Source organism: Rhodococcus sp. 008, assembly GCF_001682295.1.
Classification (GTDB): domain Bacteria; phylum Actinomycetota; class Actinomycetes; order Mycobacteriales; family Mycobacteriaceae; genus Rhodococcus_F; species Rhodococcus_F qingshengii.
This window is the reverse complement of sequence record NZ_CP015203.1, coordinates 491,886-506,467: the sequence shown is the minus strand read 5'-3', so window position 1 is coordinate 506,467 and position 14,582 is coordinate 491,886. Positions and strand designations below refer to the sequence as shown.

Annotated in this window: 17 protein-coding genes and 3 pseudogenes; 11 read left to right on the top strand and 9 right to left on the bottom strand. The window is 61.3% G+C overall.

Translation table 11 applies throughout. The features are described from left to right. Nucleotides 1–793: 793 nt before the first annotated feature. The 4 genes and pseudogenes from AOT96_RS32790 to AOT96_RS32775 form a co-directional block, all read left to right on the top strand. Nucleotides 794–1,185 (top strand): annotated as a pseudogene (locus tag AOT96_RS32790) (IS6 family transposase); the annotation flags it as partial. A 290-nt stretch (nucleotides 1,186–1,475) separates the two neighbouring features. Next, nucleotides 1,476–2,111: a hypothetical protein gene (locus tag AOT96_RS32785; protein ID WP_058228419.1), complete on the top strand. Its 636-nt coding sequence runs from the start codon at nucleotides 1,476–1,478 to the stop codon at nucleotides 2,109–2,111. Nucleotides 2,112–2,412: 301 nt separating this feature from the next. After that, on the top strand, nucleotides 2,413–2,646 hold the full coding sequence (locus tag AOT96_RS32780; protein ID WP_058228420.1) for a hypothetical protein: 234 nt from the start codon (nucleotides 2,413–2,415) through the stop codon (nucleotides 2,644–2,646). A 367-nt stretch (nucleotides 2,647–3,013) separates the two neighbouring features. Beyond that, complete coding sequence (locus AOT96_RS32775; RefSeq protein ID WP_064073797.1) at nucleotides 3,014–4,294, top strand: IS256 family transposase; 1,281 nt, start codon at nucleotides 3,014–3,016, stop codon at nucleotides 4,292–4,294. Between the two features lie 455 nt (nucleotides 4,295–4,749). Here the strand turns inward: AOT96_RS32775 and AOT96_RS36230 are convergent, their stop codons facing one another. Continuing rightward, a complete protein-coding gene (locus AOT96_RS36230) occupies nucleotides 4,750–5,004 on the bottom strand; it encodes a hypothetical protein (protein ID WP_231917482.1) in 255 nt (84 codons plus the stop codon). Nucleotides 5,005–5,028: 24 nt separating this feature from the next. Here AOT96_RS36230 and AOT96_RS32765 point away from each other — a divergent pair, with 24 nt between their 5' ends. Continuing rightward, nucleotides 5,029–5,265 carry a hypothetical protein gene (locus AOT96_RS32765; RefSeq protein WP_141695893.1) on the top strand — a complete coding sequence of 79 codons (237 nt, stop codon included), beginning with the start codon at nucleotides 5,029–5,031 and terminating at the stop codon, nucleotides 5,263–5,265. 45 nt (nucleotides 5,266–5,310) lie between these two features. Here AOT96_RS32765 and AOT96_RS32760 read toward each other — a convergent pair whose 3' ends face one another. The 6 genes and pseudogenes from AOT96_RS32760 to AOT96_RS36225 form a co-directional block, all read right to left on the bottom strand. Then, entirely contained in the window at nucleotides 5,311–5,886 is a 576-nt protein-coding gene (locus AOT96_RS32760) for a zeta toxin family protein (RefSeq protein WP_058228595.1), read from the bottom strand. Then, nucleotides 5,883–6,260: a TA system antitoxin ParD family protein gene (locus AOT96_RS32755; protein WP_058228594.1), complete on the bottom strand. Its 378-nt coding sequence runs from the start codon at nucleotides 6,258–6,260 to the stop codon at nucleotides 5,883–5,885. The genes AOT96_RS32760 and AOT96_RS32755 overlap by 4 nt, the downstream gene beginning before the upstream one ends. 235 nt (nucleotides 6,261–6,495) lie before the next feature. Next, entirely contained in the window at nucleotides 6,496–6,714 is a 219-nt protein-coding gene (locus tag AOT96_RS32750; protein ID WP_058228593.1) for a hypothetical protein, read from the bottom strand. A gap of 121 nt (nucleotides 6,715–6,835) precedes the next feature. Beyond that, a pseudogene (locus AOT96_RS35070) lies at nucleotides 6,836–7,172 on the bottom strand (WhiB family transcriptional regulator). A gap of 127 nt (nucleotides 7,173–7,299) precedes the next feature. Beyond that, nucleotides 7,300–7,458 carry a hypothetical protein gene (locus tag AOT96_RS32745; protein WP_156779019.1) on the bottom strand — a complete coding sequence of 53 codons (159 nt, stop codon included), beginning with the start codon at nucleotides 7,456–7,458 and terminating at the stop codon, nucleotides 7,300–7,302. 365 nt (nucleotides 7,459–7,823) lie between these two features. Further along, nucleotides 7,824–8,033, bottom strand: a pseudogene (locus AOT96_RS36225) (excisionase); the annotation flags it as partial. A 193-nt stretch (nucleotides 8,034–8,226) separates the two neighbouring features. Between AOT96_RS36225 and AOT96_RS32740 the strand changes: the two are divergent. Beyond that, nucleotides 8,227–9,123 (top strand): SDR family oxidoreductase, encoded by an 897-nt coding sequence (locus AOT96_RS32740; protein WP_065353005.1) that lies wholly within the window; start codon nucleotides 8,227–8,229, stop codon nucleotides 9,121–9,123. A 462-nt stretch (nucleotides 9,124–9,585) separates the two neighbouring features. Here the strand turns inward: AOT96_RS32740 and AOT96_RS32735 are convergent, their stop codons facing one another. After that, nucleotides 9,586–9,909, bottom strand: coding sequence for a hypothetical protein (locus AOT96_RS32735; RefSeq protein WP_231917481.1), 324 nt, complete (start codon nucleotides 9,907–9,909; stop codon nucleotides 9,586–9,588). Nucleotides 9,910–9,951: 42 nt separating this feature from the next. After that, nucleotides 9,952–10,410, bottom strand: coding sequence for an Hsp20/alpha crystallin family protein (locus AOT96_RS32730; RefSeq protein WP_058228604.1), 459 nt, complete (start codon nucleotides 10,408–10,410; stop codon nucleotides 9,952–9,954). A gap of 178 nt (nucleotides 10,411–10,588) precedes the next feature. On the opposite strand from AOT96_RS32730, the gene AOT96_RS32725 reads away from it, so the two are divergent. The 5 genes from AOT96_RS32725 (at nucleotide 10,589) to AOT96_RS32705 (ending at nucleotide 14,098) form a co-directional block, all read left to right on the top strand. Beyond that, nucleotides 10,589–10,960 (top strand): MerR family transcriptional regulator, encoded by a 372-nt coding sequence (locus AOT96_RS32725; RefSeq protein ID WP_058228603.1) that lies wholly within the window; start codon nucleotides 10,589–10,591, stop codon nucleotides 10,958–10,960. Beyond that, nucleotides 10,957–11,214 (top strand): hypothetical protein, encoded by a 258-nt coding sequence (locus AOT96_RS32720; RefSeq protein WP_063892191.1) that lies wholly within the window; start codon nucleotides 10,957–10,959, stop codon nucleotides 11,212–11,214. The genes AOT96_RS32725 and AOT96_RS32720 overlap by 4 nt, the downstream gene beginning before the upstream one ends. 280 nt (nucleotides 11,215–11,494) lie before the next feature. Next, nucleotides 11,495–12,775, top strand: a complete 1,281-nt coding sequence (locus AOT96_RS32715; protein WP_064073797.1) for an IS256 family transposase — start codon at nucleotides 11,495–11,497, stop codon at nucleotides 12,773–12,775. A gap of 643 nt (nucleotides 12,776–13,418) precedes the next feature. After that, nucleotides 13,419–13,823: a VOC family protein gene (locus AOT96_RS32710; RefSeq protein WP_058228543.1), complete on the top strand. Its 405-nt coding sequence runs from the start codon at nucleotides 13,419–13,421 to the stop codon at nucleotides 13,821–13,823. Further along, nucleotides 13,820–14,098 (top strand): winged helix-turn-helix transcriptional regulator, encoded by a 279-nt coding sequence (locus AOT96_RS32705; protein ID WP_058228544.1) that lies wholly within the window; start codon nucleotides 13,820–13,822, stop codon nucleotides 14,096–14,098. Before AOT96_RS32710 ends, AOT96_RS32705 begins: the two co-directional genes overlap by 4 nt. Nucleotides 14,099–14,582 lie beyond the last annotated feature (484 nt).

The window sequence follows — 14,582 nt, the reverse complement described above, 5'->3', positions numbered from 1 at the left end:
AAAGGTAGTGATGACGACAGAATCGGCGGATTACAGGCCTCCGATCGATATGCCGCTGCATGTCAGCATCAGGTGGTCGTAGGTTCATCTCGAACGGGAAAGCTACGCGTCCGGTTGCAGCTCAGTATCGGTCCGTCTGATTATGCAACGGCCGGTCGGGCACGCCTCGGGCGTACCGAACGCCACTGTTTGGGCTTTCACGCAAGTCAAACGCATCATGAAAATTAACGAGCACCACCGTGTGAGTCTCGGAATTATGTGGCACGTTCTTACTGAATTATTTGGCACGATGGTAGCCGTCAGGCACTCTCACCTTGGGATCCTCGGTCGAGTAGGAGGTGGGCGGTATCTCGGACCTCTCTGTGTTGAGATCCGCCAACCCGGCATTCTCCGAGCTACCGAACAACTCCTCGACGCGGCGACTGTACAGAAACCACTGATCAACTGCCACAGTTCATCCGCGAACGCCGGGCATCTGGACCGACCAAGCGAAGCAAGAGCACGAACGCATCATCATCATCGAGCGCGGCCACGATCCCGTGCTCGGCGATCGCCCTCGAATCATCGGGGTACACCCCGCCCAGGAACTCCAGCCCATGCAGATAATCGTCGAGTTACCTGTTCGGGCGCACCCCTCATTCTTCCACCACGATCACTCCTGCAAGATCGGCGACGTCAAGTATTCCAGCGCTGCTAAGCGGGCCCGTCTGATCACATCTGTGCCCGGTGGGAGTGGGCCCGAGGCATTGTCACGTTGACGAGCTATCGAGGGCCAGCTGGCACGATTTTGATCGTGACCACCACCGCCGCGTCGTCGTACAAGCGTCACCGCTACCCCAGCGAGATCATCGACCATTGTGTGTGGCTGTATTTTCGGTTCACGATTTTCGGTTCACGCTGAGCTTCCGCGACGTGGAGGAACTCATGCTCGAACGTGGTGTCGCGGTCTCCTACGAGACGATCCGGCGATGGTGTGACAAATTCGGGCAGGCCTACGCGAATCGGCTGCGTCGCCGCCGTGCTCGCCCCGGCGACAAGTGGTTCCTCGACGAAGTTTTCGTCCGGATCAACGGAGTTCAGCGCTACCTGTGGCGTGCCGTCGACCAAGACGGCACAGTCCTGGACGTGCTAGTTCAGTCCCGCCGAAATACCAAGGCGGCCAAACAGTTCTTCCGAAACCTGCTCAAGGGCTGCTGTCGGCCGGTGGGTGATGGCTGATCAGTTCGCCGTACGGCGGGAGGCTACCGGTAGCGCCGTCGCCGCCTGAAAAGGCGGCGGCGACAAGGCAGTTGTATCACCACGCATCCGCACACACCGTGTCACCGAACATTCACGTTAATGTGACAATCCCCCCAGGACGGGACCCTTCTGTTCGACTGATCTCTCGGCGTCTTCGAGCGTCCCCTGTGTTCGCTCGATGACGGTCGATCTAAGCTCACCTCGACAACACAACTTTCACCTTCACGGGAGCAGTGATGAGACCGCGATCCATCTGGCTCGCTGCACGATCGGCCGAACTTCGGGCCGCTCTGCTCGACCTCGGGCTCACCGTCACCGACGCCCAAGCACAGACAATTCTCGCCGACAAAATCTCCGAACACATGACACTGATCGGTATCAGTCGCCGTACCGCGCAGAATGCCTTCACCGATGAACGTCTCCTTGCATTCGCCCAATCACCGGCGGTCTCGCTCTCCGACGAAGCCCCCGGTGCCGACCTCATCGCATTCGAACGCAGTATTTCCATGCCCCTTGCCGCCGTCGGACTCACCACCGCAGCACTGGCCGAAGCGTTGAAAGTTGCCCACATCAACCTCGACGACATCGAAGCCGTCACCGGCCTGTCACTGCTCTCGACCCTCGACATGATCACCGCCGACGCTCACACCTCCCTCGTTCCCACCACACGTCCACTGCTCCTGCGCATCGCCCGGTACCTCGATGCGGCCGCGGCATCCATCCTGCGCGGCGCGAATCTCCCCGACGGACTCGACGAAGCCAACCGCTCCTACTTCGCCGACCTCCTCGCCCAGGACGCCGACGGAATCCGCGCCCTCGCCAACAACGACGACGACTCTCCGACACTGTGGCGCACTCTCGACCCACGCTGAGAGTCGAGAAAGAGGACGGAGCTGCTACGACCGTCACCGAAATCTGCCACTCCGTTGAACGCCGTCGATGCCGCTCCCTCGAAGCGCCCGGCGTCCTTAACTAACCCTGCACCGAGGTCGCCGCCGACCGCGGGGCGAGCGCCCTCCTCACCCCCGGGGTACCAGCCGATCAGCATTGACGCAGTAACATTCCTGCTCGTGATGCGCTGCTTTCCGCCTCGGTTCCAGCGCACCACCCACCCCACGACAGGCAGTCACTCATCTCTTGTGCCTGCATGATTGACATGTGCAGGAGCTATCCGTGACCTTCCCCGCCAAGCGTCTGACCGCCGCACTCGAACAACTACCCATCAGTGATGACGCCGCCATGTGCCAGCTCCTGCGCACCACCTTGCTCGATCACGCCCAGCATGGTCGCGACATCACCGAACCCACCCTGCTCGGACTGCTCGCCGTCACCAGCGCCCTGGAAGAACGGCTCACCCGACTCGAAGCAACGATCCAACCCGCACCACGCAGGAACCCGCACCCCTGAACAAGCCGATCCCGACGGCGCGGCATTAGCCTCCACCGACGGCACCCGCCAGAGCGGTGAAGCGCTGGGCGAAGCACTGACCTAGCTGAAAGACAACCGTAATCCTGTTCGCAGTTCGTCGGCTCCGCGGCTGATGCGGATGTCCGGCAAAATTCATCGAGAGTGCGGCGCCCCACACACAGGCATCATGCCGGCTCCGGCCAGCGCGATCGTCTCGGTCATGATGTCGCGCCGAACCTTCAGTCGTTCTCTGAAACTGATCACCGCCTCGGCCACCGAGGGCCTCTCACGCGCTGGAGCGGGACTGTTTCGTAATCGGTGTTTTGGCCCGAGACGCTGAGTGAATGCTTGGCGAGGAGGTGCCGAGATGACGACACTGGAAGATGTGACGAAGAAGAGGGCCGAGCCCTCCGCGGAAGCTGCGGCGGCTGCGGAGCTGGTCAGGTTGGCGAAGGAGCAGGGTCTGTCGCTGACCGGTCCGGACGGTTTGCTCAAGCAGTTCACCAAAACCGTTCTGGAAACTGCATTGAACGAGGAGATGACCGAGCACCTCGGGCACGACAAGAACCAAGCCCCGCCGGAGCGGGAGTCGACGAATATTCGCAACGGGACTCGGTCGAAGACTGTGTTGACCGAGGCGACCGGTCATGTTCCGATCGAGGTCCCTCGTGATCGGGAAGGGACGTTCGAGCCGCAGATCGTCAAAAAGCGACAACGTCGATTGAACGGGGTCGATGAGATCGTGTTGTCGTTGTACGCCAAAGGATTAACGACCGGTGAGATCAGTGCTCACTTCGCTGAAATCTACGGCGCTTCGGTCTCGAAAGAGACCATCTCACGGATCACCGACAAAGTGCTCGAGGAAATGCAGGACTGGGCTGCCCGTCCGCTCGACGAGGTGTACGCAGCGATCTTCATCGATGCGATCGTGGTCAAAGTTCGGGATGGGCAGGTCGCGAACCGCCCGATCTACGCGGCGATCGGTGTCAGCCTCGACGGGCACCGGGACGTACTCGGTTTGTGGGCCGGGACCGGCGGTGAGGGCGCCAAATTTTGGATGTCCGTGCTGACGGATATCCGTAATCGGGGTACTCGGGATGTGTTCTTCCTGGTCTGCGACGGATTAAAAGGTCTACCGGAGGTCGTCGAGAATGTGTGGCCGGCGACCACGGTCCAAACGTGTGTGATCCATTTGATCCGCAATACGTTTCGGTTGTCGTCGCGGCAGCATTGGGATGCGCTCAAACACGATCTCAAGCCGATCTACACTGCCCCGACCGAGGCCGCCGCGAGTGCAGCGTTCGACGATCTCGCAGACCGTTGGGGCAAGACGTATCCGGCGATCATTCGATTGTGGAACAACGCCTGGCAGGAGTTCATCCCGTTCCTCGATTACGACACCGAGATACGGCGAGTGCTGTGCTCTACCAACGCTATTGAGTCCTTGAACGCCCGGTATCGGAGGGCTGTCAAGGCTCGTGGGCATTTCCCCACCGAGGCTGCTGCGCTCAAGTGCCTCTATTTGGTGACGCGTTCGCTCGACCCGACAGGCAAAGGGCAGGCACGATGGATTACACGGTGGAAGCCTGCTCTGAATGCGTTTGCGATCACGTTCGCCGATCGTTGGCCGGGATCGGAAACTTACTAATGGATACCGGCCGAAACACCCTTAACGAGATAGACCCGACAACTTCTCGTCACCGGAGTCGTAGTAGCAGCTTTGATCTATTGCGCTCGAGGTGAATGACTTTGCCTTGGGTGCTGGCGAGGGGTGGGAGAGTCGATGCCGTTGCGATGTACACCGACGGCGAGGCCATCGCGGAGCGGGGTGTGAATTGCTTCCCTTGCGGCGCAGCGGGCTGCTTTTGCACTGCGGAGGCATGAACTTTCTGCCAGTCGCTGGTCCAGCCGGAGGATTTGAGAGTTCGTCGAAGAACACTCGTTGCGGTCAGGAGTTTCCTCCCCGGAACGGTTGCAGGACAGTGGTTTTCGCCCCGGCGGTTGGCAAATTCGATCGACGGCGCGGTCTTTCGGGAGTTCTTGGGGGAAGTTGTCCCTTTGGCGATTCCGCGGAAGTTTAACGCTGCTTGGTTTCGATGTGTTTCAGGTCTGCAGTTTTTTTGGGGGGTTCATGCCGACGACGCCGGTGTCGCGGGTGCGGAGGGTTCCCGCCCAGTCGTGGACGTCTTGCAGGATGAATTGATGAATCTTTTTGAGGTGTTCGAAGTCGAAATTTTTGTGATGGGCTGATGCAGGATGTGCGGGTAGGGCGGCGCGCGTTCGACTACGGCGAGTTTCACGGACGATACCGTATTTGTTGTTGAAGGCGCCGGGGGCGATCTCGTAGGGATCGCTCACTCGGGCTATGTTGCCTCGCATTCGGTGAGAGCTTCCACGACTGCGAGTTCGCCGGCTTTGTCACCGGTGATTTTCTCCGCGTCGGTGCCGACGGCCGGTTTCGAGGTCGGTGGAGGTGGGTTCCATGCATGCTTTGCGGTGGCCCCGGGCACCACAATTCAAGTCGTTGCCGATGTTCCCGACGGCTCGTACGTCGTGCTGGCGTCCGGTGGGCGCGAGGATCTGCTTCTTCGATCCGCGAGCACCTGGACGGCACACTAAAATGTGCGCCGTCACTGTCGCTGAGCGTTGGCCGGGATCGAAAACCTACTTCTGCGCTCTCAGGAACTCGACCGGAGTCCATGCTGGCCAGGTAATCTCGCCGACCGGATCGCCATCTACGAACCGAGCAACGATGCGCGTGACATCCGGGGCAGTGTTGTCGTATACGGTCGCGTGGTCTGACCGATCAATCGCGTCGACGACCAGCGGCCATAACCGCTCATATCGCTCTCGAATCTTCCCCTCAGGAACCGAATGCCCACCCTCGACAACCCGCCCGGCAACACGAGCGACCGATAACTCGACCGGAACCAGTACCACGTGCAGCACGACAACGAAACCGGCCTGGCGCGCACGGTCGATCAACTCCAATTTCGACGGATGCGAAAATACCGTCTCGGCGATGAACGACTCACCCCGCTCAATCAGGGCACCGCGCATAGTCGCCGCAATCCGCGCGGCCTCATAGGAATGTTCCTCGGCAGCATCAGGCCAGCGGTCCTTGGCGATCACATCCGCGTTGACGAAGACGCTGCCGGAAAGCAGGGGCGCTAGACTCTGCTCGACGAACGTCGATTTGCCGGCCCCGTTCGGTCCGACGACAAGATCGAGACGTCTCACAAGACGGTCTGCGAACCGTCAGGCAGATACTTGACAACCCGGCCGTGCTCGTCGAGCGAAATCGTTGCGCGCCCCTGAACTGCGCGTTCGGCGGCATGGTTACCTGTCGCGATCGATTCTTCGAGGGTGGCCGCAATCTCGGCGTTGAATACCGCGCCTTCTTCAGCGGAGAGCACGCTTAGTGGGATACGGCCGGCGAGGGCGGCCTCGACACGCTGGCGTGCAACTTGGCGCTGGTTCGACACCTCACGACCGACACGGGCCCAGTGCTCGAGCTGCTGGCGTGCTGAGCGATGCTCGCGCTGTCCCTCCGCGGCCGCGGCATCGACGAGCTCTGATGAGAATCTGGTGACCTTGTCGACGACTTCCGTCATGATTCCTCCTTCGCTACAACATCAAAGTTCATTGTAGCAATTTGCTACAGGGGATATCCATGCCTGACGCCGCACCCGACGTACAAAAAGGAGATCGCTCCGAGATCGAGCAGGGCGGGCAGCATCGGCAGTGCGCGCGCATCCTCTCACGCCCTCGGCGAGCAGTGCCCGTACTGTCTATCCCGTCCCGCACAGGCCATTGAATGTCGGTGCAAACTCGAGGAAGCGCGCGATCTCAGATCTCCCCATCCCAGGCATCGTTGCGATCGCGGCATGCGGGCGTCGGCAGGCCATGTCCGAGCCCACGCGCCTTCATCTCCTCGTTCACAAAGTAGAACCGCGCCTTTTGATTCGGGGTAAGGCGATCGAACCGGGAATAGAGACAGTGGTACTCCTCGACGAGATCGTCTCCCGTCAATCGGTAAACCGACAGCGGCACCTCGTCATCCGTCATCGATGGCCTCCTCAATTCATCAGCGCCCACATGACTACCAGAGCATCTCCCCCGCCGACAGAGTCCACACAGTGGACCTGCGGGAGCGCGTAGGTCTATTACACGCTGGTCCACGACGAGGTCAAAGACATACTGCTGCGTGATGAGATAGCCGGTGCTCGTCGTGGCTTTGCCACCCGGCGGCGTGCCGTTTTCGGTCGGCTTCGGTCATGCCACCCCACGTTCCGTACGGCTCACCAGCGCTCAAGGCGTATTCGCGGCACTGAGCGAGCACGGGGCAGTTCAGACAAATCCGCCGAGCCCGCGATTCCCGCTGGGACCGGGCGTGACCACGCTCCCCCTTCCGGGGAAAAGAACACCGACGCTTCGGCGCCGCCGCACGCGGCGCTTCCCTGCCACAACTTGGAGTCGGCGACTCCCTCCGGGACGGGATGCGCCGAGCGCGCTACGGGTATCACTACGAAATCCTCTCTCACTCCCGAACTTCGATACAGATTCGAGGCCAGGCAGCGTCTCTCGAAGGTCTCTCGGTCACAAGCTTCGACGGGAAGATCACATGCTGCTGCGCACACGTCCAAGCCGGACTCAGAAGTGGGTGTGGCCACCCAGTGACGCCGTGAAAACCGCGGGCCGCGGCAACGGGTGGAGGCGGTAGTAGCTGTCGAGGTTGATCGCTTCCTCCTCGGTCAGGTCGCCTCGATGGAACAGGGCGGTCAGGTGCAGATGGTCAACGAGATACTTCATGACGTGATCCTCGCTAGCGTTGGAGAAAAAACGGCGCGAAACAGGCTGCTGCGCAACGACTTCGACTTCACCTCGGAGATACATAGCTGAACCACTCCCGTTGTTTCGCGAAGGCCCGATCGGGCCACTGCGGTGGATTCACCCGAGCGCAGGCCGCGGGCCGCGGTCGGTCGTGTTCGAGCACCTCCGCTTGGCTGGTCGTCGAGACTCCGGCGTCAACGTGGCTCAAAGGTGAGCCCGGTCGTTCACTCGCACCCGCACAGGCGCGGGGCAAGCAGACTCCGAATGCACGACATACCGCCATCACATGCCAGGCCGTCATCACCGCAACCGCGGACGAGACCCGAGTCGGCCACTGCCCGGTACCGCAGTTCGTTCGTTTCACCGGAACGGTAGCGCAAGACCGCAAATCGTGAACGGCCGATTTTCTTCGCGACAGCGTCGATTCCGCCGAGGCGTTCGATGGCGGCTCGCCGCTGTGTGCGTTCGGTGACGTCAGGGTGTGGGATTCGTCCCTCCTGCGCCCAGCGACGCAGTGTTCGGTCAGAGCGGGGCGTTCTTCCGGCGTCGACGCTACGCGGGTTACCCCGACCAACCGCGTAGTAACCACAACGAACAAGTGGGCTCGACGCACCGAGATCGTCGGCGCCAGGACGAGTGAGATCCCGGCCACCCCGAGGTTTCGATTTCTATTCGGCGGGAAGGAGGCATGTGCAGTGCATCCATCCAGAAGCCCGCGAGAAACTGCGTCACCCGAGGAGTATCGATATGCCGGACCAGTACGCAATGCAGGACCCGACCACGCGGTTCCCCGCTCCTGTGCGTGAGCGGCAGGCGGAGATCGCACACCCCGGTCTCACCGCAGACATGATTTCTCCTCCCGACCACGGTGAAAACACCTATCGAGGAAGCGGTCGACTCGAAGGAAGGCGTGCGATTGTCACCGGAGCGGATTCGGGCATCGGACGTGCGGTCGCGATTGCATTTGCCAGAGAAGGCGCGGACGTTGTCCTGAGTTATCTCGACGAGGAAGAACAGGACGCTCGGGAAACCGCTCGCTGGGTCGAGGAGGCAGGTCGCAAAACCGTCTCGGTGCCGGGAGATCTCCGAAGCGAGGAACACTGTTCTGCTTTGGTCGAAACCGCGGTGCGTGAACTCGGCGGACTCGACATCCTGGTGAACAACGCCGCGTTTCAGATGGTGCAGATGGGCGGCATCGCCGATATCACCACCGAACAATTCGACCGTGTGATGAAAACCAACCTCTACGCACTATTTTGGCTCTCCAAAGCAGCGATCGCGCAGATGGAGCCCGGATCGACGATCGTGAATACCTCGTCCATCCAAGGTGCGTCCCCGTCGCCCGAGCTGCTCGATTACGCCACGACAAAGGCGGGCATCATCGACTTCACCAAGGGACTGGCCGCCGATGTCGCACGAAAGGGAATCAGGGTCAATGCCGTTGCACCTGGACCGATTTGGACGCCACTGATTCCGGCGACGATGCCCAAGGAGAAGTTCGAGACGTTCGGGGACGACGTTCCGCTCGGGCGGGCAGGTCAGCCGGCCGAGCTTGCCCCCGCCTATGTATTTCTCGCATCCGGCGAATCCAGTTACACCACTGGGGAAGTCATCGGCGTGACGGGTGGAAAACCGCTCACCTGAATGTGCGACTAGACAAGGCATACGACGACGGCGTCACGGTCAACCGTTGTCGAGACCCGCGGCGACCATCGCTGCGGCGGTCTCTCGTTCGGAGAATGAGCCCTTCGCCCGACCCCTGACGACGCCGGAGCGATCAGCGGGGGAACAGTTTTGGATCAACTTCGCTTTTTCCGTAGACACGGACCACTTTGAAGCAGCGGCCATCCGCCCCGCAACTGCCGTCCGACAAGGCTCCCTCGCCGGTCGATGATTGGGTGATTGCCGGGCCGGTCACACTTCGCGCACTTCCGCCGTCCAAGGCCTGTACCCACAGCTGCTCGGGTATTCGTAGGGACGTCACACCGTGTATGAGCGTCTCGGCAACCACCACAGAACAAGCGCGGCAGCGCCCGAAGGCTCCACCGTCAGAGGGTTCTTCGCTACGCCGTCGGGGGCCGGGCAACGAGAAACCCGCTCACTCCCTTAACGCTGCGGAGGGGAGCGTTGAGTAGCCCGAGGCCGCATCACCGGAACCCGACATGAGGACACGGACAACATGATCGGCGGAGCCGGCGCTGCAAGTTTGAGGGCGCCCGCCGCGAGCCTGGTAAGCAACACCCACCCTGTCGGAGTGAGCGCATCGGCGAGGATCCGATCCGAATCCGCCACCACAGCAGCATAATCCAGATCGCGCCAGGGCCGGATACCCTGCCTCTCCCACCCCGAGTCCCCGCACCGACCCACGCCGACTACCTCACGCCCGTCCTCGGCGACGCGTGCGGCCTCGATGTCATCGACCCGAACCATTTTCGCTGCATCCTCTCGAACCGTGCTGCTCCGAACTGCTGTTCACGCATCGATTTGCTTGCTCTCCCGCTTGTGCCCCACCTCCTTACTGCTCCCATTGCTGTTCCCGGCGCTGCTGATCTCGATCTTGCGGGGCTTGGCCCGCTCCGCGAGAGGGATCGTCAACCTCAGCACCCCAGCGTCGTAACCGGCCTCGATATTCTCGGTGTCGAGGTTCTCACCCAGGAACAGTTGACGACTGAACACACCGCGGGGCCGCTCGGCCGCAATCATCTCCTCCTCCCCACTCCGAACGGGCCGCTCGGCGTGCACCGTCACCACGTTGCGGTCCACATCGAGGTCGAGTGAATCCGGATCCATGCCGGGAAGATCGAACTCGACGACGAACTGCTCACCTTCCTGCCAGGCATCCATCGGCATCACCGCCGGCTGCGAAGCAGTCCCCAACAGCTGCCGGGTCAGACGGTCGAGGTCACGGAAAGGATCGGTGCGCATCAACATTTTCGGTCACCTCCAGGAAAAATCACTGGAACCGTTCACTGATTACCACCACCGCATCCACCGTACTTCTACAGTAGACGCTGTAGATTTGGTATATCATCAAACGCACATCGGATCAAGAGAATTTCCGGCTGATTCCCCCGCTGATTTCGGACGTTCCTCGGAGGGGAGGACCATCATGGCGCGCGATCCGGCTATCGCCGAACCCCCTGGCCTGTACGCGATCTCGGTAACATCGGAACTCTCCGGATTCACCCCCGGCACCCTGCGACTCTACGAACAGTACGGACTGATCACCCCCACCCGCACCCGCGGCGGCACACGCCGCTATAACAACGAGGACCTCACCCGCCTCGGCCGCATCACAGAACTGATCGCCGACGGCATCAACCTCGTCGGCATCAAACGGGTCCTCGAACTCGAAGACAGCACCGCAGCCCTACGCCGCGACAACACACGACTACGCGCGGACAACGCCCACCTACGCCAGAAAACATCCACACCACGTAGAAACGAGTTACGCCCGACAGAGAAAGGGCCACAGCCATGAAACACGACCACACTCGCGCAGTCGTCGACGCAGCACTCGACGCCGACTACATCGACCACACCATCCCCGCCGACCCCAATGCGGTGGATTCCGCCGACATTGTCTCCCCCACAATCGAACTCGATACTCCATCGCTCCCTCCCGAAGGAGACTTGATCGAACAATCAATGCCCGCCACCTGGACGACGACCGCTTTGGGTCTGGGTGTACATCCTTCGTACGGTGCGACGACGGTAGGGAATTCGGGGCACTAACGGGCTCTGCCAGACTGAGGGGCGGCAACGGAATCGACATGAAACTCTTCACGACGTACGTTTCTACCTCGCCACTCAACCCGGGCCACCGCTCACTCGCAACCTCTTGGTCCGCCACGCCGGTATCCGAATTCTCTGCGGCCTCGACACAGTCCGTCTCCCGACCTGCACTAGGGCTCGTCCACCAATGCGGCCCTTCGCGAGCGATTTTCAGGGACTGTTTCGTAATCGGTGTTTTGGCCCGAGACGCTGAGTGAATGCTTGGCGAGGAGGTGCCGAGATGACGACACTGGAAGATGTGACGAAGAAGAGGGCCGAGCCCTCCGCGGAAGCTGCGGCGGCTGCGGAGCTGGTCAGGTTGGCGAAGGAGCAGGGTCTGTCGCTGACCGGTCCGGACGGTTTGCTCAAGCAGTTCACCAAAACCGTTCTGGAAACTGCATTGAACGAGGAGATGACCGAGCACCTCGGGCACGACAAGAACCAAGCCCCGCCGGAGCGGGAGTCGACGAATATTCGCAACGGGACTCGGTCGAAGACTGTGTTGACCGAGGCGACCGGTCATGTTCCGATCGAGGTCCCTCGTGATCGGGAAGGGACGTTCGAGCCGCAGATCGTCAAAAAGCGACAACGTCGATTGAACGGGGTCGATGAGATCGTGTTGTCGTTGTACGCCAAAGGATTAACGACCGGTGAGATCAGTGCTCACTTCGCTGAAATCTACGGCGCTTCGGTCTCGAAAGAGACCATCTCACGGATCACCGACAAAGTGCTCGAGGAAATGCAGGACTGGGCTGCCCGTCCGCTCGACGAGGTGTACGCAGCGATCTTCATCGATGCGATCGTGGTCAAAGTTCGGGATGGGCAGGTCGCGAACCGCCCGATCTACGCGGCGATCGGTGTCAGCCTCGACGGGCACCGGGACGTACTCGGTTTGTGGGCCGGGACCGGCGGTGAGGGCGCCAAATTTTGGATGTCCGTGCTGACGGATATCCGTAATCGGGGTACTCGGGATGTGTTCTTCCTGGTCTGCGACGGATTAAAAGGTCTACCGGAGGTCGTCGAGAATGTGTGGCCGGCGACCACGGTCCAAACGTGTGTGATCCATTTGATCCGCAATACGTTTCGGTTGTCGTCGCGGCAGCATTGGGATGCGCTCAAACACGATCTCAAGCCGATCTACACTGCCCCGACCGAGGCCGCCGCGAGTGCAGCGTTCGACGATCTCGCAGACCGTTGGGGCAAGACGTATCCGGCGATCATTCGATTGTGGAACAACGCCTGGCAGGAGTTCATCCCGTTCCTCGATTACGACACCGAGATACGGCGAGTGCTGTGCTCTACCAACGCTATTGAGTCCTTGAACGCCCGGTATCGGAGGGCTGTCAAGGCTCGTGGGCATTTCCCCACCGAGGCTGCTGCGCTCAAGTGCCTCTATTTGGTGACGCGTTCGCTCGACCCGACAGGCAAAGGGCAGGCACGATGGATTACACGGTGGAAGCCTGCTCTGAATGCGTTTGCGATCACGTTCGCCGATCGTTGGCCGGGATCGGAAACTTACTAATGGATACCGGCCGAAACACCCTTAACGAGATAGACCCGATTTTCATTCCTAGGAGACTTCGATCGGTGAAGTAAGCCGCGCCAGCACGTCGGGCCAAGCTCAGCCTTCACCAAATGTGTTGCAACTCTTTATCAGTGTGGCGACCAAGCAGGTTAACTTCGTCAGCGGTTCTGTTGCCGCGGTGCCACGGTTCTTGCCGGTGCGCTCCGCACCTGCGGACCGGTCGACGTCTCGACTGGCGCATACTCGACCCCGTCGAAAGTGAGGGCCGGTCCGGCGAGGTCGCCGAACGGGAGGTAGCCGATTTTGTCCGGCAGTGGTGATCACAGCAACCAGTTCGGCGGCGATAGCGACACCGAAGGGGTCGACTGCGGCAGCAGCCTGAGTGTCAACGGCGTAGATATTCATAGTTCCGCCCGAAGGGGATCAGGCGGGTTGGTGCGGTAATGCGGTTGCCCACCATGATGTTTGATATTTTCGAGAAGCGACCAAACTCGCGCCCCAATACCGGGACTGCACGCCGCAGACCTTCCCGGAAAGACGGACAACGCAGTTGGCTGACTGCTCCCCAGCGACACCGACTCAGCCAGAGCGCACAACCTGACCCTTGACAGCGTACTTGCATTTTGCAAGTGTGGATCACATGAGCCTGTTCATCACATGCCCGGTCGAGAGCGTCGAGCGCGCGACCACCTTTTACACCGCCCTGGGCTGGACCCTCAACACCGAGATGTCCGATCACAATGTGTCGTGCTTCGCGATCGCGCCCGAGCAGTACGTCATGCTCGGCAGCCGCGAGATGTACGCCAGCGTCGGCGGCGTCGAGGAGCTGGTCGGCGGACCCCGCACCCCGTCGAAGGTGACGGTCTCGTTCGACCTCGGCAGCCGCGAGGCGGTCGACGAACTCGTCGCCCGCGCCGCCGCCGCCGGTGGGCGCATCGGCGACACAGACGACTACCCCTTCATGTACCAGCGCCAGTTCGACGACCCCGACGGCTACCACTACTCGCCGTTCTGGATGAAGCCGGACACCGATACGACCGCGTGAGCGACCTCGCAGCGGCCCTCGAAGTCGTAGGAGCACGGTGGGCGCTGCTGATCGTGGAGCGGCTGCTCGACGGGCCGCAGCGCTATGGCGATCTGCAGCGCGATCTCGGAGTGCCAACCAACATGCTCGCGACCCGCCTACGCGAGCTCGAAACGGCCGGCGTACTGACCCGTCTGCCCCTGCGGCACAACACACGGGCGTACGCACTCACCGACCGTGGGCATGCCCTACGCGGGGCAATCGTCGCGCTCGGACGCTGGGCCGCCGAAGCGTAATCACGTCGACGGAACGGACGGCGACAGCGGCCTGGATATCGAGCGGCAACTCTGCGCCTCCCCGACTTCGATTGCACCGCAAGCGACGAAGACGGTTGTAGTCCTCCTACCCTCGACGAGCGAGCACGGGCTGGAGCCTTCAAGAGGAAAACAAGACTACCGTCGAACCGCCCGCCACCCTCGAAGCTCTGACCCTCGACGTCCAATAGCTCACCGGTCGCTGGCGCACGCAATGCATGCGTTCATGAGGAGGGCGGTCCGACAATTGCCGAGACCGGGTCGCGGCGGTTCTACTCAGGGAGAACAGCGCCGCACTGCTGACGGGCCGGCCCTGAAACCACCCCGAGAGCACGGCGATCACGGCTGGCAGATCGCCGCGATCGAACGGTCCAAACTCGCGGAAGCGGCTATCGACATTTCCCGGCCCGGGCGCCGCCTGGGTAGGAGCTTCCGGTCATTTGCACGGCCACGGACTCCAGATCTG

Coding starts and splice junctions, on each gene's coding strand:
- AOT96_RS32785 (WP_058228419.1), top strand. CDS start 1,476: ATGAGACCGCGATCCATCTGGCTCGCTGCACGATCGGCCGAACTTCGG.
- AOT96_RS32775 (WP_064073797.1), top strand. CDS start 3,014: ATGACGACACTGGAAGATGTGACGAAGAAGAGGGCCGAGCCCTCCGCG.
- AOT96_RS32755 (WP_058228594.1), bottom strand. CDS start 6,260: ATGACGGAAGTCGTCGACAAGGTCACCAGATTCTCATCAGAGCTCGTC.
- AOT96_RS32750 (WP_058228593.1), bottom strand. CDS start 6,714: ATGACGGATGACGAGGTGCCGCTGTCGGTTTACCGATTGACGGGAGAC.
- AOT96_RS32745 (WP_156779019.1), bottom strand. CDS start 7,458: ATGAAGTATCTCGTTGACCATCTGCACCTGACCGCCCTGTTCCATCGA.
- AOT96_RS32740 (WP_065353005.1), top strand. CDS start 8,227: ATGCCGGACCAGTACGCAATGCAGGACCCGACCACGCGGTTCCCCGCT.
- AOT96_RS32735 (WP_231917481.1), bottom strand. CDS start 9,909: ATGGTTCGGGTCGATGACATCGAGGCCGCACGCGTCGCCGAGGACGGG.
- AOT96_RS32730 (WP_058228604.1), bottom strand. CDS start 10,410: ATGTTGATGCGCACCGATCCTTTCCGTGACCTCGACCGTCTGACCCGG.
- AOT96_RS32725 (WP_058228603.1), top strand. CDS start 10,589: ATGGCGCGCGATCCGGCTATCGCCGAACCCCCTGGCCTGTACGCGATC.
- AOT96_RS32720 (WP_063892191.1), top strand. CDS start 10,957: ATGAAACACGACCACACTCGCGCAGTCGTCGACGCAGCACTCGACGCC.
- AOT96_RS32715 (WP_064073797.1), top strand. CDS start 11,495: ATGACGACACTGGAAGATGTGACGAAGAAGAGGGCCGAGCCCTCCGCG.
- AOT96_RS32710 (WP_058228543.1), top strand. CDS start 13,419: ATGAGCCTGTTCATCACATGCCCGGTCGAGAGCGTCGAGCGCGCGACC.